This is a genomic window from Mesorhizobium sp. M0276 (assembly GCF_040321755.1).
Classification (GTDB): domain Bacteria; phylum Pseudomonadota; class Alphaproteobacteria; order Rhizobiales; family Rhizobiaceae; genus Mesorhizobium.
Genome location: NZ_JAMYSC010000077.1, coordinates 1 through 23,201, shown reverse-complemented (window position 1 = coordinate 23,201; position 23,201 = coordinate 1). Strand labels below are relative to the sequence as shown.

At 58.7% G+C, this 23,201-nt stretch carries 26 protein-coding genes, 1 tRNA gene and 1 pseudogene; 22 read left to right on the top strand and 6 right to left on the bottom strand.

The annotated features are described in order from the left end of the window. On the bottom strand, positions 1-1,209 hold a 1,209-nt coding region (locus NKJ01_RS32750), incomplete at its 3' end, for an Ig-like domain-containing protein (protein WP_352734467.1). Position 1,210: 1 nt separating this feature from the next. Continuing rightward, complete coding sequence (locus NKJ01_RS32745; protein WP_352734465.1) at positions 1,211-1,351, bottom strand: hypothetical protein; 141 nt, start codon at positions 1,349-1,351, stop codon at positions 1,211-1,213. 624 nt (positions 1,352-1,975) lie between these two features. On the opposite strand from NKJ01_RS32745, the gene NKJ01_RS32740 reads away from it, so the two are divergent. The 20 genes from NKJ01_RS32740 to NKJ01_RS32645 all read left to right on the top strand — a co-directional run bounded on the left by NKJ01_RS32740 (position 1,976) and on the right by NKJ01_RS32645 (position 17,956). Continuing rightward, complete coding sequence (locus NKJ01_RS32740; protein WP_352734463.1) at positions 1,976-3,766, top strand: DUF6538 domain-containing protein; 1,791 nt, start codon at positions 1,976-1,978, stop codon at positions 3,764-3,766. 111 nt (positions 3,767-3,877) lie between these two features. Continuing rightward, positions 3,878-5,131, top strand: a complete 1,254-nt coding sequence (locus NKJ01_RS32735) for a phage portal protein (protein ID WP_352734462.1) — start codon at positions 3,878-3,880, stop codon at positions 5,129-5,131. Then, complete coding sequence (locus NKJ01_RS32730) at positions 5,128-5,466, top strand: gene transfer agent family protein (RefSeq protein ID WP_352734460.1); 339 nt, start codon at positions 5,128-5,130, stop codon at positions 5,464-5,466. The genes NKJ01_RS32735 and NKJ01_RS32730 overlap by 4 nt, the downstream gene beginning before the upstream one ends. Next, positions 5,459-5,965 carry an HK97 family phage prohead protease gene (locus NKJ01_RS32725; RefSeq protein WP_352734458.1) on the top strand — a complete coding sequence of 169 codons (507 nt, stop codon included), beginning with the start codon at positions 5,459-5,461 and terminating at the stop codon, positions 5,963-5,965. Before NKJ01_RS32730 ends, NKJ01_RS32725 begins: the two co-directional genes overlap by 8 nt. 1 nt (position 5,966) lies before the next feature. After that, positions 5,967-7,148, top strand: coding sequence for a phage major capsid protein (locus tag NKJ01_RS32720; RefSeq protein ID WP_352734456.1), 1,182 nt, complete (start codon positions 5,967-5,969; stop codon positions 7,146-7,148). Between the two features lie 56 nt (positions 7,149-7,204). Next, the gene (locus NKJ01_RS32715) at positions 7,205-7,744 is read left to right on the top strand and encodes a hypothetical protein (RefSeq protein WP_352734455.1); all 540 of its coding nucleotides are present in this window, start codon (positions 7,205-7,207) and stop codon (positions 7,742-7,744) included. A gap of 74 nt (positions 7,745-7,818) precedes the next feature. Then, positions 7,819-8,097 carry an HNH endonuclease gene (locus NKJ01_RS32710; RefSeq protein ID WP_352734453.1) on the top strand — a complete coding sequence of 93 codons (279 nt, stop codon included), beginning with the start codon at positions 7,819-7,821 and terminating at the stop codon, positions 8,095-8,097. Continuing rightward, positions 8,094-8,984: a hypothetical protein gene (locus tag NKJ01_RS32705; protein ID WP_352734451.1), complete on the top strand. Its 891-nt coding sequence runs from the start codon at positions 8,094-8,096 to the stop codon at positions 8,982-8,984. Before NKJ01_RS32710 ends, NKJ01_RS32705 begins: the two co-directional genes overlap by 4 nt. Continuing rightward, positions 8,981-9,268 carry a head-tail connector protein gene (locus NKJ01_RS32700; RefSeq protein WP_352734449.1) on the top strand — a complete coding sequence of 96 codons (288 nt, stop codon included), beginning with the start codon at positions 8,981-8,983 and terminating at the stop codon, positions 9,266-9,268. The genes NKJ01_RS32705 and NKJ01_RS32700 overlap by 4 nt, the downstream gene beginning before the upstream one ends. Next, positions 9,268-9,687 carry an HK97 gp10 family phage protein gene (locus tag NKJ01_RS32695; protein ID WP_352734447.1) on the top strand — a complete coding sequence of 140 codons (420 nt, stop codon included), beginning with the start codon at positions 9,268-9,270 and terminating at the stop codon, positions 9,685-9,687. The genes NKJ01_RS32700 and NKJ01_RS32695 overlap by 1 nt, the downstream gene beginning before the upstream one ends. Then, on the top strand, positions 9,684-10,097 hold the full coding sequence (locus NKJ01_RS32690) for a DUF3168 domain-containing protein (protein ID WP_352734445.1): 414 nt from the start codon (positions 9,684-9,686) through the stop codon (positions 10,095-10,097). The genes NKJ01_RS32695 and NKJ01_RS32690 overlap by 4 nt, the downstream gene beginning before the upstream one ends. Further along, complete coding sequence (locus NKJ01_RS32685) at positions 10,097-10,420, top strand: phage head closure protein (RefSeq protein WP_352734443.1); 324 nt, start codon at positions 10,097-10,099, stop codon at positions 10,418-10,420. Before NKJ01_RS32690 ends, NKJ01_RS32685 begins: the two co-directional genes overlap by 1 nt. 253 nt (positions 10,421-10,673) lie before the next feature. Continuing rightward, positions 10,674-10,946: a P27 family phage terminase small subunit gene (locus NKJ01_RS32680; RefSeq protein ID WP_502905937.1), complete on the top strand. Its 273-nt coding sequence runs from the start codon at positions 10,674-10,676 to the stop codon at positions 10,944-10,946. Continuing rightward, on the top strand, positions 10,943-12,550 hold the full coding sequence (locus NKJ01_RS32675) for a terminase large subunit (RefSeq protein WP_352734439.1): 1,608 nt from the start codon (positions 10,943-10,945) through the stop codon (positions 12,548-12,550). The genes NKJ01_RS32680 and NKJ01_RS32675 overlap by 4 nt, the downstream gene beginning before the upstream one ends. A gap of 9 nt (positions 12,551-12,559) precedes the next feature. Then, complete coding sequence (locus NKJ01_RS32670; protein WP_352734437.1) at positions 12,560-14,581, top strand: hypothetical protein; 2,022 nt, start codon at positions 12,560-12,562, stop codon at positions 14,579-14,581. A gap of 834 nt (positions 14,582-15,415) precedes the next feature. Continuing rightward, complete coding sequence (locus NKJ01_RS32665) at positions 15,416-15,727, top strand: hypothetical protein (RefSeq protein ID WP_352734435.1); 312 nt, start codon at positions 15,416-15,418, stop codon at positions 15,725-15,727. A gap of 117 nt (positions 15,728-15,844) precedes the next feature. Then, positions 15,845-16,006, top strand: a complete 162-nt coding sequence (locus NKJ01_RS32660; RefSeq protein ID WP_352734433.1) for a hypothetical protein — start codon at positions 15,845-15,847, stop codon at positions 16,004-16,006. Between the two features lie 155 nt (positions 16,007-16,161). Further along, entirely contained in the window at positions 16,162-16,986 is an 825-nt protein-coding gene (locus tag NKJ01_RS32655) for a DUF3102 domain-containing protein (protein WP_352734431.1), read from the top strand. After that, on the top strand, positions 16,983-17,189 hold the full coding sequence (locus tag NKJ01_RS32650; RefSeq protein ID WP_352734429.1) for a hypothetical protein: 207 nt from the start codon (positions 16,983-16,985) through the stop codon (positions 17,187-17,189). Before NKJ01_RS32655 ends, NKJ01_RS32650 begins: the two co-directional genes overlap by 4 nt. Continuing rightward, positions 17,186-17,956: a hypothetical protein gene (locus NKJ01_RS32645; RefSeq protein ID WP_352734427.1), complete on the top strand. Its 771-nt coding sequence runs from the start codon at positions 17,186-17,188 to the stop codon at positions 17,954-17,956. Before NKJ01_RS32650 ends, NKJ01_RS32645 begins: the two co-directional genes overlap by 4 nt. Before the next feature lie 79 nt (positions 17,957-18,035). Here the strand turns inward: NKJ01_RS32645 and NKJ01_RS32640 are convergent. Continuing rightward, positions 18,036-18,545 (bottom strand): annotated as a pseudogene (locus NKJ01_RS32640) (SOS response-associated peptidase family protein). Between the two features lie 49 nt (positions 18,546-18,594). Here NKJ01_RS32640 and NKJ01_RS32635 point away from each other — a divergent pair. Continuing rightward, on the top strand, positions 18,595-19,248 hold the full coding sequence (locus NKJ01_RS32635; protein WP_352734425.1) for a hypothetical protein: 654 nt from the start codon (positions 18,595-18,597) through the stop codon (positions 19,246-19,248). 70 nt (positions 19,249-19,318) lie between these two features. On the opposite strand, the gene NKJ01_RS32630 is transcribed toward NKJ01_RS32635, so the two are convergent. From NKJ01_RS32630 to NKJ01_RS32620, 3 genes are all read right to left on the bottom strand, one after another. Further along, on the bottom strand, positions 19,319-19,996 hold the full coding sequence (locus tag NKJ01_RS32630; RefSeq protein WP_352734423.1) for a hypothetical protein: 678 nt from the start codon (positions 19,994-19,996) through the stop codon (positions 19,319-19,321). 118 nt (positions 19,997-20,114) lie between these two features. Further along, positions 20,115-20,188 (bottom strand) — tRNA-Gln (locus NKJ01_RS32625). A gap of 172 nt (positions 20,189-20,360) precedes the next feature. Continuing rightward, the gene (locus NKJ01_RS32620; RefSeq protein WP_352734421.1) at positions 20,361-21,293 is read right to left on the bottom strand and encodes a lysylphosphatidylglycerol synthase domain-containing protein; all 933 of its coding nucleotides are present in this window, start codon (positions 21,291-21,293) and stop codon (positions 20,361-20,363) included. Positions 21,294-21,694: 401 nt separating this feature from the next. Here NKJ01_RS32620 and NKJ01_RS32615 point away from each other — a divergent pair, with 401 nt between their 5' ends. Next, positions 21,695-23,050, top strand: coding sequence for a Ppx/GppA phosphatase family protein (locus NKJ01_RS32615; protein WP_352734419.1), 1,356 nt, complete (start codon positions 21,695-21,697; stop codon positions 23,048-23,050). The last annotated feature ends 151 nt before the right edge of the window (positions 23,051-23,201 follow it).

Here is a 23,201-nt window from a genome sequence, read left to right as displayed (position 1 = left end):
CGAGCTGCTGTCGGTGTCGCTCAACTGAGTATCGACGATGTTGACGGTCACCGTCGGATTGACGCGGTCGATCGCGACCGTGTCGTCGTCGCCGATGCCGGTGTTGCCGACCGCATCCTGCCAGGCGGTTCCGACCGTCACCGTGCCGGTGCCGTCGAAGGCGTCATTGGCGGTGACCGTGGCGGTCCACAGCAGCGGATTGCCGGCGTCCTGAGCGAGCGAGCCCGCCACCAGGGTGAGACCGGCGGAAACCGAGATGTCGGCTTCGCTGAAATTGGTCGGCGCCTCGCTGAAGGTGAAGGTGACCTGCGAGCTGCTGTCGGTGTCGCTCAACTGAGTATCGACGATGTTGACGGTCACCGTCGGATTGACGCGGTCGATCGCGACCGTGTCGCTGCCGGCAGCGCCTAGGTTGCCCGCCACGTCGGTGTAACCGCCGGCCGTTACCGAAACTGAGCCAAGACCACCAAACGCGTCTGCGGCCGTGAACTTCGCCGTATAATGCGAAGCGTCAATCATCACAAAATCAGTCAGCGTGCCGTGGGTTGCCGTAACGTCGGCTAAAGTGAAGCCTATCACCGGGCCAACGAAAGTGAATGTTACGACCGAGTTGTTGTCGTTATCATTTAAGGAAGAATCGACAATATTGACAAATACAGGAACACGTCCGTCGCCATCGAGAACGGTAATCTGCTCGATCGCGGAAACCTTGAGGTTGATTGTGGTGAACGTAAATTCTGCCTGACCTGCTTGGCCAGTATTCGTGTTCGAATTTGCGGCAATGAAGGCACGAAACTGAGCAATTTCACTGTTAAACGCCGTCATAAATGAGGCATTGGCTAGTTGATCATTGCTTAGATAGATAGCCAGCGTATCGATCTCCGCAGTGCCTTTCGCAGCATTGCCGTTGCCGCCGTCATAGGCGTCGTAGCCGGAAAAGGTTGTTTGTCCGGCGGTTGTCCCTGTGCCGTAGACTTGGCCACCAAACTTGTACTGATTTTCCCAAGCTCGATAGATGAGCGTGTCCGCTCCCGATCCGCCCAGGACCGTATCGAAACCACTGCCTCCATCGAGCGTGTCGGCGCCAGACCCACCATTAATATAGTCATTGCCGCCACCGGCGACGATGACGTCGGTCCCGCTCCCCCCGATAAGCTTGTCATCCCCATCAGTCACCACGCCGACGTAGCTGCTGCCACTCGCACCCATACTAACCTCCCACGATCATGAATTGAGATGCGGAAGCGATGGCGACCGTGTCCTTGACGCAATTGAAAACGCCAGCCTTCGCCTGCGGCGTGTTTGAGAACGATGTCGTGGTGCCGCCGGCACCGGTGACCTGAGTAGCCATTGTTACCCCCCTTGTTGTTCTACGACAGGCGCCCCAACGCCTGCTTCGCCCGAAAGACCGGTTGCTCCGGTCTGAGCAATCGTCGACGAATGTTAGAAGAATCTTATGTTAGGAAGTTATTAACTTTACCAAAGTGTGAGCGTCAACGGCTAAACTGGTGAAACAGTTAATAACTCAAAGTTGAAATATCCGCACAGTCCTGGCAGCCGGCTGAAGTTCAGCGCCATACGAGGAAGGCGGATGTCCAATTTGCAGACGCCGCCAGCATTGCGGCTACCGATTTGCCGCCTCACGCGGCGGCACTCGTCCAGAGCAAGGATTGGCCTGAACTGTACGTGATGTGAATGCAATTCTCGCTTTCAAAAGCCAAATTGCGATCCGGCTCGGTGAAATCGCGAACTGCAAGCTTGAGGGAGACGAAAGTCTCCAAACCAGCCTACATACTGATCTGTGATGTTCCGGCCAAACGGAAAATCGCCTAAAATCAATTGGCTGGGGAACCTGGACAGTAATCCAGTTTTAATCAAGGTGATGAAATCAAATAAATAACTGCTTTCATTGACATATTTCCACAGAAACTGTAACACATGGCTGTAACACACAGACCTACCAAGTGGGGCAGTTATGGCACGTTTGAGCTACCTCTTACGGCGTGGGGCATCATACTATGCTCGCGCTCGCGTTCCCCTGGATCTTATCGATGTGATGGGCAAACGCGAGCTTGTGAAGGCGCTCGGCACCAAGGATGAGAACGAAGCCAAGCGGCTCTTGTGGCCTGTAGTCGAGGCATGGAACCGGCAGTTCGACGACATGCGCTCGCGCCGTATGCTCACGGCCGACGACAAGGCCGATGCGGTTTGGCAGCACTACGCCGGCACCCTTCAGCGTGATGAGCAGGTCCGGCAATCGATGCCGATCACCGTCGACATTGAAGCGGCGACCGCAAGGGCCATCGAACGTGTGCAGCGCGAAGGTATCGACATTAGCGACCCACGGGCAGCGCTCGACGCCAGCCTTGACGTGATGGTGCTGAAGCATCGGCGCGAGTTCGACGCACAGGGCCGGCGCGCGAAGCTCGACGCTATGCGCAAGCATCTTGTCGAAGGTGAAGCCGCGCTGATCGCCGATGAAGTTGACGACTATATCGACCGCAACAAGCTTCTGATCGACCCGCTTTCGCCGGATCGTGGCGACCTCGCCCGGAAGATGATGCGCGCCGAAATCGAAGGCCTGGAGCGCACCATAGAGCGCGACAAGGGCGACTACAGCGGCACCCCGAAAGACCCGATCGTAAAGCCGGCCAGCGGCACGTCGCGCGAACAGGCAGCACCGGGCGAGGGGATCATGGAACTGTTCGAACAGTATGCCGCCGAAAACCCAAAGGGCATTGCCACCGACACCATTGCACAGGCTCGGCGCGACGTTGGCAGCTTTGTCGATTATGTGGGCAGCACTTGCCCGATTCACCGGATGGACAAGAAGGCCGTCCGCGAGTGGAAGGCGCTCTTGATGAAGTATCCGGTGAAGGCCACCGAAAGCAGCGTCTTTGCCGGCATGAAGCTTGCGCAGATCGTTCGACACAATGAGAAGGTCGGAAAGCCGGTGATCACCGTTCGCACGGTCAACCGCTACCTCGCGGGCTTTAGCGCCTTCTGTAGCTGGCTGGTTAATCACGGCTATCTCGACCAGAACCCCGCCGATGGCATGTTCTTGAAGAAGCCGAAGGACAAGACAACGGTTCCCTTCACGACCGACCAGATGAACACCCTATTCACGTCGCCGCTATTCACCGGGTGCCGTAGCGCCGACAAATGGCGGAATGTCGCCAATCCCGGCAACGTCCGCATTCGTGATCACCGCTATTGGGTTCCGCTGATCATGCTCTACAGCGGAGCGCGACCAGCGGAGATCGCACAGCTTACCGTCGCGGACGTGCGGCAAGAGCATGGGCATTGGATTCTGCATGTCACCACGGAAGGCGACGGCACCAAGAGCGTGAAGACCGAAGGTTCTATGCGCGTCGTGCCCGTCCATGATGAGCTCATTCGGCTCGGCTTCATTAAGTATCGCGATGGCATGGAAGCGGCTGGACATGCCCGCCTGTTCCCTGAAGCGAAGCGTAACGATCGCGGGCAAATGATTGCGGAGTTCTCACGCGAGTTCGGCCGCTACCTTATCCGGCTTGAAATGAAGGTCGGACGCGGCCTGTCGCTCTACAGTTTCCGGCATGGTGCAGCCGATGCCCTTCGCCGGGCTGGTCATTTGGACGAACAGTTTGGGTTCATTCTTGGACACACTAGCGCAACCATGACCGGCCGCTACGGCATCATGCCTCAAGGAATGCTTCAGCAGCGCGTCGAGCTTGTGAATTCCATCGCCTATCCCGGCCTGGACCTGAAGCACCTATGCCCATAAATGATAGATCATAAATCGCCTTAAAAGTAAACCCGCTCTAAGAGAAATATAGGACTTTGTTCCTATCAATGAACGTGAGACAATAATCTCGAAACCAAATTCGAGGTTGTGTTGTTCAAGCGTCCCGTTGAGTTGTTCAAGAATTTGTTCGGTGGCGATATCGAAAAGAAATCGATGTCGCTTACTGACCCTCTGGCGCTCGACTTGTTCGGTGCATTTCCGACAGTAGCCGGACCTTCGATCAATGCCGCGACTGCGCTTCGCGTCCCGGCCGTCTATTCAGCTATCGTGCTTATCTCGGGCACGATTGGTTCGCTTCCCGCCAAAATCTTTGCAAGGGCTGATGGTGGGAAGCGAACCGCTAACGATCATCCCGCCTACCGCTTGGTGCATGACGAAGCCAATGAATGGACTTCAGCCGGGCAGCTTCGCGCCACACTCACGGCCGATGCGCTGTTGCATGATCACGGCTACGCTCTTGCCATTCGCGTCGGCGCCGGCAAGCCCCAAGAATTCATCCGGCTCGATCCGCGAACAGTCACCATTAAAACGAATGAACTGACTGGCGAGCCTGTCTATGTCCGCCGCGTTGGCACTCGCGAGTGGACTTATGATTTCCGCGACGTTCTGAATGTGTCGTCGCCCCTTGGCCTCGCGCCGATCAAGGCCGGCCGTGAGGCGATCGCGCTCGCTTCCATCCTAGAGACGCATGCTGCCCGGTTGTTCGCTGGCGGCGCAAAGCCGTCCGCCCTCATCTGGAATGAAGAGAAGTCCGGCACGGCCGGCGAAGCAGGCGCAAAAGCGGTTTCGAACATGCGCGCCGCGTGGCGTCGGACGTTCGGCAGCGGTGACAACACCGACCCGATGTTTCTTGATGGCGGCTGGAAATACCAGCAGCTTTCCCTGACCAGCGTTGACGCTCAATTCGCACAGATGCGCGTCGAACAGGTCAATGAGATCGCTCGCGTCTTCCGTGTTCCGCCTCATCTGCTTTTCGAGCTCTCCCGCGCCACCTGGTCGAACGCCGAAGAGATGTTTCAATCCTTCCTGACGCTCACGCTGCGCTCGTGGCTGGACGAATGGGAGGCGGCTTACGCCCGCGTCCTGCTCACGCCTGAAGAGCGCAAAACCCATTATGTCGAGTTCGTCATTGACGACCTCATGACTGCCAACTCGGCGACCCGCGCGGAGACCTATCAGAAGTATCGCGCAATGGGCGCGATCACCGCCAATGAAGTCCGCGCCGGCTTGAACCGTGAGCCACTTCACGGCGGCGACGTTCTGGCAAATCCGAACATCACGCCCGGCGCACCGACTGAGCAAAACCGACACAGTGTCGTATCTGCCGCCAAGGTGGCAGCATGACCAGTCATGTCGCATTCTTCGGCGACGGCGAGCGCACCTTTGCGCTCACGCCCGACCTCATCATCGAACTTGAACGCAAGACCGGCGCGGGCATCGGCTCGCTCTGTCTTCGCTTCCCCGAAGGCAACTTTCGTCACACCGAGCTTGTCGAGATTATCCGGCTTGCACTCATCGGCGGCGGCACCACGCCAAAGGAAGCGGCCGCTCTCGCCGACGCCTACGCGGCCAAGCGTCCACTCGCTGAATCATTCCCGATCGCCGTAGCGGTCTTGCAAGCGGTCTGGAACGGCACGCCGGCACGCGCAACGGAAGGCCAGGCACCCGCCAATGGATAAGCTCGTTTTAGAAACGAAATTCACGACCGATGAAACCGGCGACATCGAGGGCTTGGCATGGCCTTTTGGCTCCCCCGATCGCGTCGGCGACATCATCGAGAAGGGCGCTTTTGCTGGCGTCAAACTCCCGCTCACCATGCTCTTCGGCCATGATCAGAACGAACCTATCGGCGTCTGGACGGAAGCGACCGAAGCACCTGACGGCTTGCGCCTGAAGGGCCGGCTTCTGGTCGATGACGTTGTGCGCGCCCGTGAGGTTCGCGCCCTTGTCCAGTCTGGCGCGGTGCGCGGGATTAGCATCGGCTTTGTCACCCGCAAGGCCATGCCCCGCATCGGTGGCGGCCGGACAATCTCAAAACTGGAATTGCTGGAGGCGAGCCTTGTTTCTCTCCCCATGCACCCCGGCGCTCGCGTCACCAGCGCGAAGTCGGCAATCAAGGCTCTCGGCATCGCCGATGCGCTCAACCGCGCCACGGCGCTCTTACGAAAAGGCCATTGAAATGAAGACTGCTAACAAGCAGGCGCTCACCGGCGCCCTTGAACTGAAGGAAGCCGACGACGCTGAAAACGTCGTCACGAAGGCGCTCGCCGACCTCACCAAGACTGTCGATGACCGGCTGAAGGCTGTCGAAGCCAAGTCCGGCGATAGCGTCAAGCTTACCGAACGCTTCGACAAGCTCGAAGCCAAGATGAACCGCCCGGCGGCTGCCAACTCGAATGTTCCCGTCGCCGACAACGACAACCCGACGCCTGAAGCCAAGGCGTTCGGCACGTATCTTCGTCGCGGTGATCGTGGCCTTCAGGACATCGACATGAAGGCGCTGACGGTCGCGACCGACGCGACCGCCGGCTTCCTCGCGCCGACCGAATTCAGTTCGGAAATCTTGAAGGCTTTGCGCCTTTTCAGCCCGCTTCGCCAATACGCGAAAGTCGTGACCATCGCCGGTTCCGAGATCAAGTTTCCTCGCCGCATCGGTTCGACCGCTGCGACGTGGGTTAGCGAAATCGCCGACCGCACCGAAAGCGGTCCCTCCTATGAGCAGGTCACGTTGACGCCATGGGAGATGGCAACCTTTGTCGAGATCAGCCGGCAGCTTTTGGAAGATGCCGCCTATAACGTCGAGGGCGAAGTTTCCAGCGACCTCGCCGAGTCGTTCGCCATCGCCGAAGGCAAGGCGTTCGTTGACGGCACCGGCACCGATCGCCCGAAGGGCATCCTCGTCGCTACCGGCATCGCCGAAGTCAAGACCGGCGTTGCCGCCGACTTCCCGGCCGCAAATCCCGGCGACAAGCTCATTGACGTGATGAGCGCGATTCCGACCGCACATGCACAGAACGGCGCATGGGCAATGAACCGCAACACCCTCGGCATCGTGCGCAAGTGGAAGGACAGCCAGGGCAACTACCTGTGGCAGCCCGGTCTACAGGCTGGTCAGCCGTCTTCGCTGCTTGGCCGTCCGGTTATCGAGATGGTCGACTTCCCCGACGTGGCGGCCGGCAAGTTCCCGATCGTCTTCGGTGACTGGTCCGGCTACCGCATTGTCGATCGCACCGACTTCAGCATCCTTTCCGACCCCTATACGCGGGCGAAGAATGGCATCGTTGTTCTGCACAGCCGCAAGCGCGTGGGTGGCGACGTCACCAACCCCGACCGCTTCGCCAAGCTGAAGATCGCGGCGTAACAATCATGCGGCTCGCACCTGACATCGTAATTGCTCACGGCGGAAACGTCGTGCGCTTGCGCCCGTCGCTGCGGGCCGCTGTTTTGCTTCAGAACAAGCATGGCCTTGGCCAGGTAGTTCGTGGGATCAACGAAGGCGACTTTAACGTCGTTCTCGACATCATCACGGCGGCAACAGACAACCCGGCCGCCTATCGTATCTTGGTCAGCAAGATTGATGAACGCGGCTATAGCTATCTCTTTGAGCTTGCCGATGAACTAACCCGGCTGGTCGCGACTTCGTTCGGCATCGATGACGAAGCCGAACCAGAAAAGCCCCGCGAAAAGGCGGGCAAAGAATTCTCAATCGAAGCCGGCCTTGAACAGTTTTTCGAGATCGGCACCGGCTGGCTTGGCTGGTCGCCGGCCGACACTTGGGCGGCAACGCCCGCCGAGATCATCGTCGCGCAACGTGGCCTTGTCGCCAAGCTGAAGGCCATTCACGGCTCGGCTGAAGGCAACGACAAGCCCGAATACGACCCGCGTGAGCCTGTCAGCCCGCAAGAGGTTAGGGAAGGCATCGCCACGCTTCGCGCTCTCTCCCGGCAGGCACAGTGATGGCAACCCGACCGCCCCACCTTTGCACATGCGGTAAGATCGTTGCCGCTGACCAGCGTTGCGCTTGTCAGATAGTGCGCGACCGCAACCGTAAGGCACGCTTCGACAAGACCCGGCCTAGCGCTCGCGAGCGCGGCTATGATTCCAAGTGGGAGAAGGAAAGCAAAGCCTTCCTCGCCTTGCCGCAACATCGCCATTGCGCGTGCGGCTGTGGCCGTCTCGCCGACATGGTCGACCACATCAAACCGCACCGTGGCGACAAGCGTCTCTTTTGGGACCGTGTCAACTGGCAACCCATGGCCGCATCACCGTGTCATTCGAGCCGCAAGCAGCGGCAGGAACGCCAGCTATGAGCCCTGATCCACAGCGCGAGCTTTGGGTGCGCGTCATCCTGCAAGCTACCCTAGACGCTACGACGATTGTTGCCTCTCCCAGCGACGTGCCAGCTGGAACCACCCGCACCAACCGCCTGGTGGCAATCACAGCGCGCAATCAAGCCCGCGCGTGGTTTCGGCCCACAAACAAGGACTTTATTCACGTCTGCAACCTTGCCGGCATGAACCCTCATTCGGTGGCGGAACGTGCCACCGCTGCCATCGTTCTCTGTGACGAAGCCGCTACCCGTGGTGAGAAGTTCACCATCACGCCGGCCGACAGCACACCGCAAGTCAAGCGCACGACCCCAGTCTATGAACACGACGGCAAGACCCTGACTATCGCCCAATGGGCAGAGATCACCGGCATATCGCACGCGACCCTTAGCTCGCGTATCAGGGCCGGCCATCCGATGGCTCGCGTTCTCAGCATTGCCCCCTTGCCGAAGGGCCGCAGGTCCAATGGTTTGCCGAGCTTCAATCGTCAACGCGCTTCCGCCAAGCGCTACACGTATGGTGGCGTTAGTGGGTCTCTGAATTATTGGGCCGACCACGCTGGCATCAAATACAGAACGTTGGCCCGTCGCCTGAAGCAAGGCATGACGATCGAACTCGCGCTGACAGCCAATCATAGAGAACGTGTCCAGGCTCTTCATGCCATCAATGGCGTGTCGAAAACGCTCGCCGAATGGGCTGACTATGCCGGCATCAAATACAACACGCTGATTGCTCGCATCGTTGCCGGTCGCTCACTCGCCGAAGCGGTCGCCATGAGCCGGGGGGTGCCTTCCGACTTGCCAGCGTCCGTAGGGACCGGCGGGGGGAGCACCGTGCAAGAGAGCACGAATATAGGAATTTCAGAATGAGCGTGTCTCTCGACCTTCTCAAATCACAGATGAACCTCACGGGCAACGATGACGACGCCCTGCTAACGCACAAGATCGCAGCGGCCGAACAGTGGATTTCCGACCAGATTGGAAAGGATCTAGCCGACATCGATCCGTTGCCGGCGACCCTCACCGAAGCCGTGCTTCAGCTTGCCGCTGCTTGGTATGAGCAGCGCGAGGCTGTCTTGATCGGCATCGGCGCGAACGAAGTGCCGTTCGGCGTCCGCGACCTCATTCGACCCTACCGTGAATGGGAGCTTTGATGGCCTATTCCAAGCAGCTACAGGCGTTCGACAAGGTGATGCGGGAGCTTCCCGAAGCCGTGGCCAAGGGCATTGGGCCGAAACTTGTCATCGAAGCGAACAAGATCGCCGGTCGTATCCAGCGTGCAGCGCCGGAAGATAGCGGCGACCTGAAGGATTCCGTCGCCGTCACAACGCCCGGTCAATCGACGCCTGCCTATTCTCAGCCAGGCGGTTCGCGCATCGCCGCGAACAACGAAGCAATCATTACCGTCGGAAATCACGTCGTTCGCTATCCGCATCTCATCGAATACGGCACGTCCAAGATGGCGGCGCAACCCTACTTCTGGCCGACAGTCCGCGCCTACGGGCCGCGCGGGCAACGTGCGATCAAGCTTGCGCTCGGCAAGCTGGTCAAAGCCGCGTGGCAGCGGTCATGATTGAACCATCGCTTGCACTTCAGACGGCTATCAACACCCGCCTGACAACGTCCCCGGACGTTGTTGCGCTCGTCGCGGCCGATCAAATCCGCACCGGCAGCATGCGCCGTGAGCAGCTGCCATCCGTCATCATGCAGGGCGCGCAAACGGAATATCTCGGCTACGCTTCCGGCAACCAGTATCTTGCCCGCGTGTTTCTAGACCTTCACATTTGGACGCTTGATGCCGGCGGCGACATGGCGAAGGCCATCGGGTTTGCGCTGCACGGCGCGTTGCTCGCTCCTCTCGACATGGTGGACTGTGCAATCGATTTCTTTGAAGCCAAGAACGTTCGCTGGCTTCGAGACCCAGACCCCGATTTTGCGCATGGTGTGCTCAACGTCGAGGCCGTCATTCGGTGGAGGCTTTAATGCGCGCTGGCAGCTTGTCGAGATCGATCACGCTACAGAGATGTAGCCTCGAGACGAAAGGGCCGACCGGCGCGGTGACTCCCGTCTGGTCGAATTTTGCTACCGGAGTCCGTGCCGAAAGGATCGACGAGAGGGCCGACGAAGCCACGCGCACCTTTGGGGAAGCCGAGAAGATCACCATCACGTTCCGCGTCCGCTATATCGGCAATCTCACGACGGCTGATCGCGTCATCTATGAGGGCGCCGTGTTCGATCTTGTCGGCATAACTGAAATCGGCCGGCGACGTGGCCTCGAATTGCGGTGCGAGCGCGCCCGCACATGAAAGCTGATAGAGTTCGATTCGCGTCGGTGGCGAAACAGGACAGAGCACCGTGCGAGGCGCAGGCCCGTTGGACGGAAACCAGCGTTGAGCCGGACGATTGCGGGTTCGAATCCCGTCCGGCGCACCAACAATTCCAGTGAAACATCTTCGTGGCGTTAAGCCAGCCCTTTCGCATGACCGCGACCCACTCACAAAGGCACCGCCAGCGCCTCGCTACTTCAGCGCGTTCGCCAAGGCGGAATGGCAGCGTGTCATGCCCCGGCTCATTGACGATCGTATCATCACCAAGGCCGATCTTGGCGGCGTGGAAGATTTCTGTCTGGCGCGCGGTCTGGTGCGCGAGATCGACGCCGTGATGCGTGACGATAGTGGCGTGATCGACCTGAAGCTTGTTCGGGCACAAGACAAGGCGATGCAGACCGCCCGGCAGCTTGCCGCTGAGTATGGCCTGTCGCCAACGTCGCGGACGCGCGTCGGTGGTCGCGACGATGACGACGACGACACAAACCCGCTGGATATCAGATGAACGCCAGCACCTATCCTGAATGGATCTTCGACGGTTCGCCGATTGCCGACCCGCTTGGCTGCGGTGATCGCGCCGTGCGCTTCCTGCGAAGCCTGAAGCACCCGAACAGCACCGCGCCCGGTGGCGCATTTCAGCTGCATGATTGGCAGGAACGCATCGTTCGGCGCATCTACGGCCCGCGCCATGCGGACGGCCGGCGCATTGTCGAGACGGTTTTCTGGATGATTCCTAGGGGGAATCGGAAGACCAGCCTCGCCGCGGCTCTGGCCCTGCTTCATACGATCGGCCCTGAGAAAGTGCCGGCAGGGCAAGTAATCTTCGCCGCTTCCGATCGCGAGCAAGCCGGGCTCGGCTTCAAAGAGGCCGCGAACATCATCCGAATGGACCGCCGGTTGATTGCGGCGACCAAGGTCTATGATGCCCACAACAGCGTCAAAAAGATCGTATACAAAAAGCAGGACGTGTCGCTTCAGGCCATTTCGAGTGACGGCGCATCGCAGCACGGCAAGACGCCTGCCTTCATCCTGGTCGACGAAATCCACGTTTGGAAGGGCCGCGACCTATGGGAAGCCCTGAAGTCCGGCCTGGTGAAGACACCCGGCACGCTCATGGTAATCGCTACGACGGCCGGCCGTGGTTCTGAGAACATCGGTTTCGAGCAATACGATTACGCCCGCAAGATCGCGCTCGGCACGATCGACAATCCCGCTTTCCTGCCGATCATTTTTGAGGCCGCCAATGATAACGATTGGAACGTCGAAGCGCTCTGGCACCGCGTCAACCCCGGCCTGAGACACGGCTTCCCGAATCTGGACGGGTTGCGCTCGCTAGCGAAGGAAGCCGAACACCGGCCGGCCGAACGCCACGCGTTCAAACAATTCAACCTCAATATCTGGCAGGCTCACAGCCGGACGCCGCTTTTCGACATGGCCGTCTATGACGAAGGGAAGTTCAAATTCGAGCTTTCCGACCTTGAAGAGTTGCCGTGTTTTATCGGCGTCGATTTGTCCGTGAATGGCGACCTCACGGCGGTTGTTGCTGCATGGCGGCACGATGATGGCCGGATCACGATCTATCCCTGGTTCTTCCTTCCGGACGACGACCTTGCCGGCCGCGCCGAGCGTGATGGCGTCCCCTACGTCCAGTGGAAAGCCGACGGTCATCTTCGGACCAGTGCCGGGCCGATCGTTGAGCCGGAAGACATCGAAGCTCACATTCGCGAGTTATGCGCGACTAACAACGTGGTCGAAGTTGCCTTCGACCCGCATCTTGCGCGGATAGTGATGCAACGGCTTCACAACGAAGGCATCCCGGTTTTTGAGATGCGTCAATCCCCGCTTACGATGGCGCCAGCCATCGGCGACTTAGAGCGCGTGGTGAATGGCCGAAAGATTCGCCATAGCGACCATCCTGTTCTTCGCCATCACTTCGATAGCGTGGTGGCCTCTACCAACGACACCGGCCTCACGCGCATGCACAAGGCCACGAACCGTGACCGCATCGACGGCGCTATTGCGACCGCGATGGCTGTCAGCCGGGCCGCCGCGAACGACAACGCCCGCTCGATTTATGATTCCGACGATCTTGACGAACTTTTTGCATAGGAGCCGACCATGGCAGACGACCAAATCTTAGCTGTCGACCTCATTGCCCGCGACAGCGATTTCCGGCGAAGCTTCGAACGCGCCCGCATTTCCGCCGTGTCGGACTTCGACAAGATCGAAGTGCGCGCCAAGACCATGACATCGCGCCTGGACGCGACGTTTGCGAACATCGGCGGCGGGCTGAAGGGCGGCTTGGCCGGCATGTTTCTGGGCGCTGGCGCTGCCGCCACGGCTGCACTGGCACCGCTGGCGCTCTTCAACAAGGCGCTCGATACCATCGACATCGCTTCACATTTGGTCGACACCGCCGACCGCATCGGCTTGTCCACAACCGCCTTGCAGGAACTGGGCTTCGGTTTTGCGCAAGCGGGAGTAGAGCAGTCGGAATTTGAAACCGGCATGGAGCAGTTTTCGAAGCGCATCGGCGAAGCGGCGACCAAGGGCGGCCGGCTTGCTGAAATCCTGAAGGCGAATGGCATCGCCATTCGCGACAGCAACGGGCAGATACGAACGTCGGAGCAGCTGCTAGCCAGCTACGCCGAATTGATCCGCAATGCGTCTTCAGAGCAAGAAAAGATGTTGCTCGTTACCGAGGCGTTCGGGCGTGGCGGCGGCGCGATGCTCGTCGGGTTGAACGACGGCGCGAAGGGCATCCTCAACATGAAGAAAGCCGCCGAAGATGCCGGTGGCGTCATCGATGAGCAGCTATTGCGCCGCGCTGAAGAGATGGGCGACCGCTGGGACGCTGCCTGGCACCGCTTCGCCGTAAGCTCACAGTCTGCCATCCTTACCGCGCTGGAAGGCATGGACGACCTCAACGGCAAGATGCAGCAGTTTCTTGTCCAACGACAAGCGGCTGAAATGGGCGACTTGGCCGGCTCGCTTGTCGGCAAGCCCGGCGACGTGCTGACCGGGCCGGGCAAGGGCGACAAACCAGACGCGATCGATGTTCGCATTGCACAGGCATTCGGCGGCGAGATCGCCAAGGCCGACGACAAAATTGTCGAGCACCTGAAGGCCCGATACGGCAATGCTGCGAACCGGGCGACCATCATTCCCGGCGACACCAGCGACAAAGCCGGCGGCGCGAAGGCCAAGGCTACAGCGCCAGACGGTTTCGAGCGCGAGCTTGCGCAGACGCAACGGCGCATTGCGCTGCTGCGGGCTGAGACCACTGCACAAGCTGGCCTTAATCCCCTGGTCGATGATTACGGCGATGCGCTCGCCTTCGCTCGCACTAAGCAAGACCTTCTCAGCGCCGCAGAGCAGGCCGGTAAGGCGATCACGCCGGAACTGGCGGCGACGATCGACGGAATAGCCCGGTCCTACGCCAGCGCCTCCACAGAGGCGCAGAAGCTTGCTGAGAGTCAGGATCAGACCCGCGCGACAGCGCAAGAAATGTCCGGCCTCGGCCGCGACGTTCTAGGCGGCTTCATTTCGGATTTACGCGCCGGCGCGTCCGCATCTGACATGCTCGTCAACGCCCTTGGCAAGATCGAGGATAAGCTTCTCGACATTGCATTGAACGCGATTTTCAGCACGACCGGCGGCGGCGGCATAATGGGTATCGTCGGCTCGCTGTTCGGATTCAGCGGCGGCGGGCTTGTGAAGAGCGACCCTTGGGCCGGCATGCGCCTCGCAGGTGGCGGCCATGTTCGCGGTCCCGGCACGTCAACGTCTGACAGCATCCCGGCTAGGCTCAGTGATGGCGAGTTCGTCGTGAACGCTCGTGCCACCGCTCGCAACCGGGCGCTGCTTGAAGCCGTGAACGACAACCGCCTACCGGGCTTCTCCGACGGCGGGCTTGTCGGTGGCGCGCCCGTGTTCGCCGGTAATGACAATCGGGCCGCGCCTCAGATCGTTGTCAGTGCGCCAGTGACAGTCAATGGATCTGCCGGCACCGGTCCGCAGAACGAAGACCTTGCCAGAAAGACGGCGGCGGCGATGGAAGGCAGCCTTAGAGGCCTGATTTCAGATGAGCTAAGACGGGCGCAACGTCCCGGAAACCTCGCGAACAACAGGGGGCGGTAAGTGTCCACCATTTCCTCCAATCGCAGCGGCAAGATTGCTATTTGAAGTCGGACCGGGGAATGTCCACCATTTCCTCTAAATCGGACCGGACCTTTTCGGTGGTTGGCGCGCCTCCAAGACCGCCACACTTGGAAGAAACCCGGCCCGGACTCTGTTTGAGTCATACAGGCACCGCCAGAGACTGCCAGTGATTTTTAGGCACTTCGTGGCATCCGACAGCACCAAGAGACTCAGCTGGCCCCATACGGCTGTTTATGGCGACTGTTAGAGTGAACCGGAACTGTTAGCGTCGAAGCGGCGGGGTTCTTTCGGACCGGAAGGGTTGAAAGCTACATCTTCCGGTCCGAACAGAAAGTTAGGCCGCGCGAAGCGCGGGCAAGGCCGAAGGCCGCGCAGGGAGGGCGCGAAGCGCCCGAGTAGACGCGCTTACCCGCTTCGTATTTGTCTACCATTTTCCAGCGAAGCTTTTAACTTACTTTCTTTCTTCCTTATCTTACTACCTTACTTAAGGAGGAAATGGTATTCACGTCCTTGCCGCCGACGCGATAGAGGAAATGGTATTCACGTCCTTACCCCGGCTGAAGGCTCGTAGGAATATTTTCCACCTTTCTCGCCGTCGCCGCTGAAATTCTGCTATACTGTAATCGTGATCGAATGATTGCGGGTTCTTTGCGGAACAGGGCGGCACCTAGTTGGTGTCGCCCCATTCGCCCCGTAGTTCCATCGCCGGCTCCGCAAAGCCGTAACCCAATCATCGAAGGTCACACCACTCCTATGCCACCTGATTTAGAGACCGAACTACCGGCGAGCCTCACAGCGGCATCCATGTCGCCGTTGAAAAAGACCATCCGCAATTGGATGGTCACGTCCAGAGCGTCCATCGTCGACATTCAAAGACAATATGACAAGCAAGGCGAGGCCAACCGGGCAGTCTGGAGGGCGATTGCTCACGCCGACTATCACGCCAAGGCAGCGGCCGAAGGGCGCACGGTTCGGGCTTACACCCGCCTGGACGCCCTAACCGATGTAGAGCGCGCCGACCATGAACGGGCTAAGAGGCGGAAAAAGCAGCAGGATTACCGCGCCAAGAAGAAAGCTGACGACGCCGGCACTATGGCAGCGCTGCCCCTGTATGGGCGATTCTAGGGGCCTACCTCAGTCGCTAAGTCATCGCTTACTTATTGATTTAATTGAATAATTTCTCTTGCGCGCCGTCGCGTTGTGACTCATACCTTGCGGGCAAACCAGCTAATGGAGATCCGCATGGACACCTACATCCCAAACGACACATTCGACCGGCTAACCGTCGCACTCGCCGCGATCGAGCCGTGCGCCATTACCGGCAAGCGCGAGCCCGACCACATGGTCCAGGCGCTCGTGGCGGCCGGGATATGGCCGGCGAGCGTAAAACCCAAGAAACGCTAAGTCGTTGATCTAATTCAAGTTCATAAATAACCGCTTTAATTCTCTTGTAAGCCATCATCGCATGTGAATTATGCGAAATCCCCGCAGCAATGACGACCGCGCACCGGAGCAACCGCCCGGCGACCGTCTTATATTTATTTGGAGAACCAAGCAGCATGACCGACCTACAGCTTATCGACCGTCTCGCCATCGATGAACTCGAACTCGGCGCGCCCGAAGCGCTCGACACTATCGCAGTTCCTGACACTAAGCCGGCTCTTGTCCCGGCAGTCATCCAACCGGCGCTTCACGGCGAGGTGATAGTGCCGGCGACCGCTGCCGAACTGGCCGGTGCCGCCGACCGTATCCATAAACTATTTGCCGGTATCGATGGCAGCATGTTTGAGATCGGCGAGGAGCTAGTCGCGATCAAAGCCAAGCTCGATCACGGCGAGTTCGGCAAATGGGTTAAAGCCTCGCTCAACGGCATGACTGAGAGGACAGCACAGCGCTACATGAGCGTGGTGGAGAAGTTTTCCGGCAAATACGACACCGTGTCGGTTTTGCCGACAAGCGTTATTCAGAAGCTCGCTGCCCCGAGCGTGCCGGACGTGCTTCGCGACGAGGTGATCGCTGAGATCGACGCGGGCAACGCGCCGGAGCCGAAGAACATCTTGTTCCGAATCGCCGACACCAAGCGCAAGCAAGCCGAAGCGAAAGTCGAGGCGGAAAAGATCGCGCGGAAAATCGAAGGCAAGACACCAGAACAGGCGGCTAAGATCAAGGCGAAGCTAAAAGACGACAAGGCTAACAAGATCGCTGCCGAGACGGCCAAGACGGCGAAGTATGAGTATGAACAGGAGAAGAGCGATCGGGCCGCTAGTGGAGCCGTTACACTCTTGCAGCAGTGCCTTGGCGCCGATTTTGCTAAGTTCCGTAAACTGGTCGACGCGGCGGGCTATAAGTTTAATCGGGCAATGAATAAGGTGGCGTTGTCATGACTGCGATCGATCCACAGACCATGCCGGAGGGGTGGCTTACAGGCGCCCCAACCGCTGTGATCGAAGCTTTCACAGACTGGCGCGAAGGCCGGCTTACGTGGGTTGAACTCAGGGAGCATATCGACAGGCTCGGCGACACTGATCCGGCTATCAAGACCTATCGCGCCGCGAAGCTATCACCGCTTGACAGAAGCAATGGATGACACATGCGAAGGGCGCGGATCACCCGCGCTCTTTCCCTTTGAATGAGCTACGGTTCACACTCTCAACAGGGAGAGGGGTGAATCAAATGCAATTGGGTGACATTGGGCTAGATGATATTGCGAAGGCGGGCGCCGTGTGTGTTGGTGCGACGGCGGCGGCATTTGTAGTAAAAGCTACAGGATATTTTTACGTCGTCGGTCCAGAATTTATAGGACTCTACCTAGATTCAAATATGATAGTCGGCATTTTCTATGCTGCACCTTATGTATTTTCGATAATATCGATTTCAGTCTACGCCTACTACTTGATATACAAAGCTGTTGGATATTTTTTCAATGATGAAACAGAAATAATAAACTTGCTTCTGTTTTATGATAAAATTCTTGCTGTCCCCGTAGTTGTTGCAATTATATTCGCTAAGGGCGAATGGATAATGGTAGAGTCCGCCATTTTCCTTATCGCATCTTTTGTCATTGGCGGGATAATTTTTTTTCAGTATTTCCATTTTGGAAACTATAATTCGTTCAATATAGTTATATTTATATTTTCGATGTATAATACCGTATACATTGGCGGGAAAGCGGAGGCCGTATTTGATATGTCAAAGAAAGGGCCATTGTTCGATATTTATACCGAGGAAACTAATTTCATAAATGCAGTAATATTAAAAACGGCCTCAAATGGTATTCTGGTTAGGTGGGGTGATCAGGTAATATTCTATAAGGCTAGCGATATTAAAAAGATAAGTCGGCATATCGACCCATAGAAGTGTCAGGCGCTGCCGGCTGTCTCGTGCGCCGCCTGGTTAAGATACAGGTTCGGAAAAGCCCCGTATGGCGCGATGATTAGAACAGCGAGCCCTGCGCTGGCGGTGGCGGTGCCTGCGTTGGAAACTTGATCTGCGTCGCCGGTTTCTCGACAATCACCAGGGCGTCGTCGGGCGCGGCGCGCTGCATGTCCCGGGCTTCCGACCAGTAAGCCACGTCTCGACTTCGTCCCGCGTGGTCAGGATCACCGGCATTGCCTTCTCATGGATAGGCGCGATGAGCGCGTTCGGCTTGGTTGTTATGAAACCATAGAGTTCGAAGTCGCCGGGACCATCCTTGACCCGACGAACGCCCTGCCATGGCGTCCAAAGGCCGGCGAAGAAGAAGAGCGATCTGTCGGGACGGGCAAACCAATAGTTCCGTTGAATGCCTGTCTCTAGATCCTTGTCGCCGGGCGTCGGCGAAGGTTCGGCGAAGCTGGTCACCGGCACAACGCGACGGTTCAAGGTTGCCTAGTATGTCCCGCAATGTGCGAGCCCATTGGCGGATAGCCTCTTGGCTGGTGGTGATATTGTAGAGGTTGCACATTCACACCAATCTGCCCCATGTTCGATGCAAGCCAATCCGAATCGATTGGATGGGGGATCAGATGGTTCGAGAGGTATTAAGCAAATCTAGTGAAATTCCGCTGAGATCGGTCTCTTTGTCCGCCGATGACCTGCTTACTATTATCGAGTCAAAGCATTTTGAGAAAGTGACCGCGAGAAATGATGGTATGGTATTCGATAGTTTTGAGGATATGAAGAAGAATAAAGCTCTACTAGCGGGGCAGCCCAACGTAGATTGTGGGGATATAAGTATTTCATTCGATAGCTATTTGCGAAGAGTATGGATTTACAAATTTACAAACGAGAGCTTCGGATTGGCGAAGTCCATAGCCGCCGAGATAACTCAAAGGAAGACGATATTCGACAGAGCAAAGGACAAGCAGAAGTATTTTATGATTCCATTATTTTTAATAATGGTGTCATCGAGCCTTGGTCCCCTAGCTGTTAAGACTGACGATCAGAATTATTTGAAATATCTTAAGAATATTTCTGACTATTCAATAATACCGACAGTTCTATTTATCACACTATACACTATATTTTATTATATGCATTATATTAGAAAAACGGTTTACTATCGGCCAACGGAAGGATTCCTTAGAAGAAACTTAGAGAAGATCATTGTTGCCGTGGTGTGCACTGCGCTAGGGATAGGGATCAAAGCCCTTTTCGATCGCCTCTGAGATTCTGTAGCCTGGTCGACCGGGAGCATCAGGCTTAAGCCTGACTCCTGGCAGACGGCAGGCCTTTCATTTAGATTACTAGGCCAAGCGGTTCGCGGGCTTCCGCTACAGTGAACCAGCGATTCCGAGTTGCCGCCAGCCGGTGAATTGCCCGATGGCAGCATGCACACAGCAAAGCCATATCGTTAATCTTGATTGTCCGCTCTCCCGCTGCCAAAGGCGCTGTGTTGTGGTGCGCTTCGAATATCGCCCTACGAACAGGCTCGTCGAACTCACTTCCCGTTCTCCCACATAAATCACATGACAATCCCGAGGCTTCGCGCTGCTTCAACAGGCGCTTTCTTACGCCTAGCGCCCGCTCTCGAATTAGATGAGTTCGGAACCTCCGCCCGCCTTCAATAAGTTCCAAATCATCTTCGGTTGGCGGTAAGATCGTGCCGTTAGCAAAATCCCACTGCATGACACGGTTAGCGCCCCATCCTTTCTGTGAAGGCGCGAATCCGAGACGAACCACGATCTCCTCACGCGCTTTCGCGTTAAGGTAGTTATAGAGGACGTTCGCGGGTGAAAAGAAGTTGCCGCTGCCTCTGCCACCACGACCCCAGCGGAGAACCATCTCAGCCCAGACATCCGGCAATTCCTGCTCTACCAACCCTTGAAAAGTTTGGGTGGTGAACGGCGCTGGCAGCATCTCTCGGATAGCGTCCCACCGAATATCGATCATCGGGAAGACTTCTGGCTTTGCCATTTCCGTTACCCTGTTGTCATTCCACAGGCAGAATGCCACGTGGATCATCCGCCTGAGTGTAACACTTAGCATTCTGTCATATTCGCTAAGCAGTTGAAAAATAAGGAAAAAAGAAGGCTGGCTGGGGAACCTGGATTCGAACCAGGACTAACGGAGTCAGAGTCCGTGGGTCTACCGTTAACCTATTCCCCAGCAGGCGCGGTCATGAACCGTGCGGGCCGAGCGGCTGAGCCGCTTGAGCGCTGCCTTGTAGCTGCCAGCGGAAAATAGTCAAGCCTGCTGAGCGCTTCAAAAGGCAGGTTTCGTCAGCCAGTTCGGATGCCGCGTTTCAAACGTCGCGCCGGCTCCGCATTCAATCTCGTGCTCAGCTTTCTGTCCGGCTGAACTGCGAGCGTTCGAAGAACAGCACGATGCCCAGGCCGAGGAACAACGGGATGATCAGGTAGAACAGCCGGAACACCAGCAGCGCCGCCAGCACGCCAACCCGGTCCATATCGGAGAGGCCGGCGAGGAAGACGACCTCGAACACGCCGAGGCCGCCCGGCGCATGCGAGATCTGCGCGATCGAGAACGAGACGAGGAAGACGCCGAGCACGACGAAATAGCCGGGATTGTGGGTCTCGGGCAGGGCGAAGAAGATGATCGCGGCGGCCGCCAGAAGTTCGATCGGGCCGATCAGCAATTGCCGCGCGACGATCGGCAACGCCGGATAGTGCAGTTGAAAGCTGGCGATCTTCAGCGGGCGCAGGTGCAGCCAGCTGCCGAATATGTAGGCGGCGACCAGCAGTAGCATCGCTATTCCCGCGGCCTCCGACAGGCCATGATGGGCAAGGCCGGAAAACCTGTCGAGTATCTCAGGCTCGAAGACCAATACCAGGCCGGAGATGAAAATCATCGACAGCACGAAGGTGATCCAGCAGACCGCCACCAGCACGCCGACATCCTGCCCGCTCAGGCCCCTGGTGCCATAGGCGCGGTAGCGGATGACAGCGCCCGAGAACACCGAACCGCCTATGTTGTGCGACAGCGCATAGGTCGTGAACGAGCAGAGCGTGACGAACAGCCACGACACACGCTTGCCGATATGCAGGAGCGCGATGTGGTCGTAGCCGGCGAGTGAGGCATAGGCGATGACCGCACTCACGGCTGCAAGAATCCAGCCGCGTGCCGAAATGGCCGATATCCCGTCCCAGACATCGTCGAGCGAAATGCCACGCAGTTCGTGCCAGAGCAGCAGCAGCGAGAAGATCACCGCCGCGATGCCGACGACCGGCCAGAAATAGCGCCTCCAGTTCATTGCCTGCCAATTCATTGCCGGATTGCCATGCGTTGCGGGTCCGCTTCCTCTTCTGCTGGTGGTGCGAGGAGGCCGGCCGCGCCGGATCCTTCCGCCCATTTCAGAAATGCCTCATTGAAGCCGGCTATTCAACCGCGAACGTTTTGCGCGGCGACAACCGGGCCGATTTGTCCATCTTGCAAGCGGCTGAAGAAGGCGCCTACAGGCATTGGGCGTACCAGTCCAGGCCTGCAGATACATTGCGCGGCGTGACCGGAACGGTGGTTTGCGGACCCAGCCGGCAAAATTCAGCATGCGGCTCTTGGTGATCGGGCGCGGCGCTGTTAGTCTGGCGGCAACTTAAAACACTGAAGCGCCTGCAGCGTCCGTCATCGGTTCGCGCGGTGCCGGAAGGAACGACAGTGGAAGACCGCGACACTGGCGCCAGCGCGCCGGAGGTGGGCGCGTCCAGCGCTTCCCCAGGGCCAATTCCCGGGACCGCAAGCTGGCAGCAACGCCGCCCGACGGAGTCCCGTTCCGCGGATGGGCAGGCGGGCGACGCGCCCCAGAAGGGCAAGCCCAAGAAGCGACGCAAGCGAAGGCGCGGGCGCAAGGTTTTTGCGCGCGATGACGCGCGTCCCACGCAGAATCGATCGCCGGCGCCAGGCAAAACCGGGACCCCGGCGGCAGAGGCGCACAGACCAGCGGAATCGGCGGCCTCGCCCGTGGCTGCGCCGGCGCGCTTCGAACAAGGCGCCGGCCGGCCGCCAATGCATGAACTTCCCGTTTTTGCGGCGCTTGACCTCGGCACCAACAATTGCCGGCTGCTGGTCGCCGTGCCGACGCGGCATGGCCAGTTCCGCGTCATCGATGCCTTTTCGCGCATCGTCCGGCTGGGCGAGGGGCTCACCGCCAACGGTCGGCTCGGCCAGCCGGCGATGGACCGCGCGGTCGAGGCGCTGAAGATCTGCGGCGACAAATTGCGCAATCGCAAGATCCGGAAAGCCCGGCTGATCGCCACCGAAGCCTGTCGCACCGCCGATAACGGCCTCGAGTTCCTCGACCGCGTCGAACGCGAAGCCGGCCTGAAGCTCGAGATCATCGATCGCCAGACCGAAGCGCGGCTCGCGGTTTCCGGCTGCGGCTCGCTGGTCGAGCGCGACACGCAAGGCGTCGTGCTGTTCGATATTGGCGGCGGCTCCTCCGAAATCGCGCTGATCGATCTCGCCGGCCGCCGCTCGCCAAGGCTCGCCAACCATATCGTCTCGTGGACGTCGCTGCCGGTCGGCGTCGTATCGCTGGCCGAACGTTTCGGCGGCCGCACGGTGACGCGTGAGGTTTTCGCCGCCATGGTCGACGACGTCGCCGGTCGGCTGGCCAGCTTCGATGGGCGCGACCGGCTGAGCCATCTCAAGGCCAGCCCGAATTTCCATCTGCTCGGCACGTCCGGAACGGTGACGACGCTGGCCGGCGTTCACCTCGACCTCGAACGCTACGACCGCCGCCGCGTCGACGGGCTGTGGATGGATCGCGACAGCGTCGACCGCATGGTCGAACGACTGGTCGGTTGGGATTTCCAGCAGCGCTGCGCCAACCCTTGCATCGGTGCGGATCGCGCCGATCTGGTGCTGGCCGGCTGTGCTATCCTCGAAGCGATCCGCGCCGTATGGCCGTCGGAACGATTGCGCGTCGCCGACCGTGGCCTGCGCGAAGGCATATTGAGCGAACTGATGGCCGATGATGGCGTCTGGCGCAACGATGGGCGCGGCAGAGCATGATCCCGGAAGCGTTGCTTTGGTGAACAGTCGACCCCCACTACGGGGAGGGTCGGGGGGCAGCGCTACGCCGCAGGGCGGGGGTGGGGAGGGGGGGGCGCGTTGGAAGGGGGGGGGCCGTGCGCTGAGGCGCGGGGGGGGGGGGGTGGGGGCG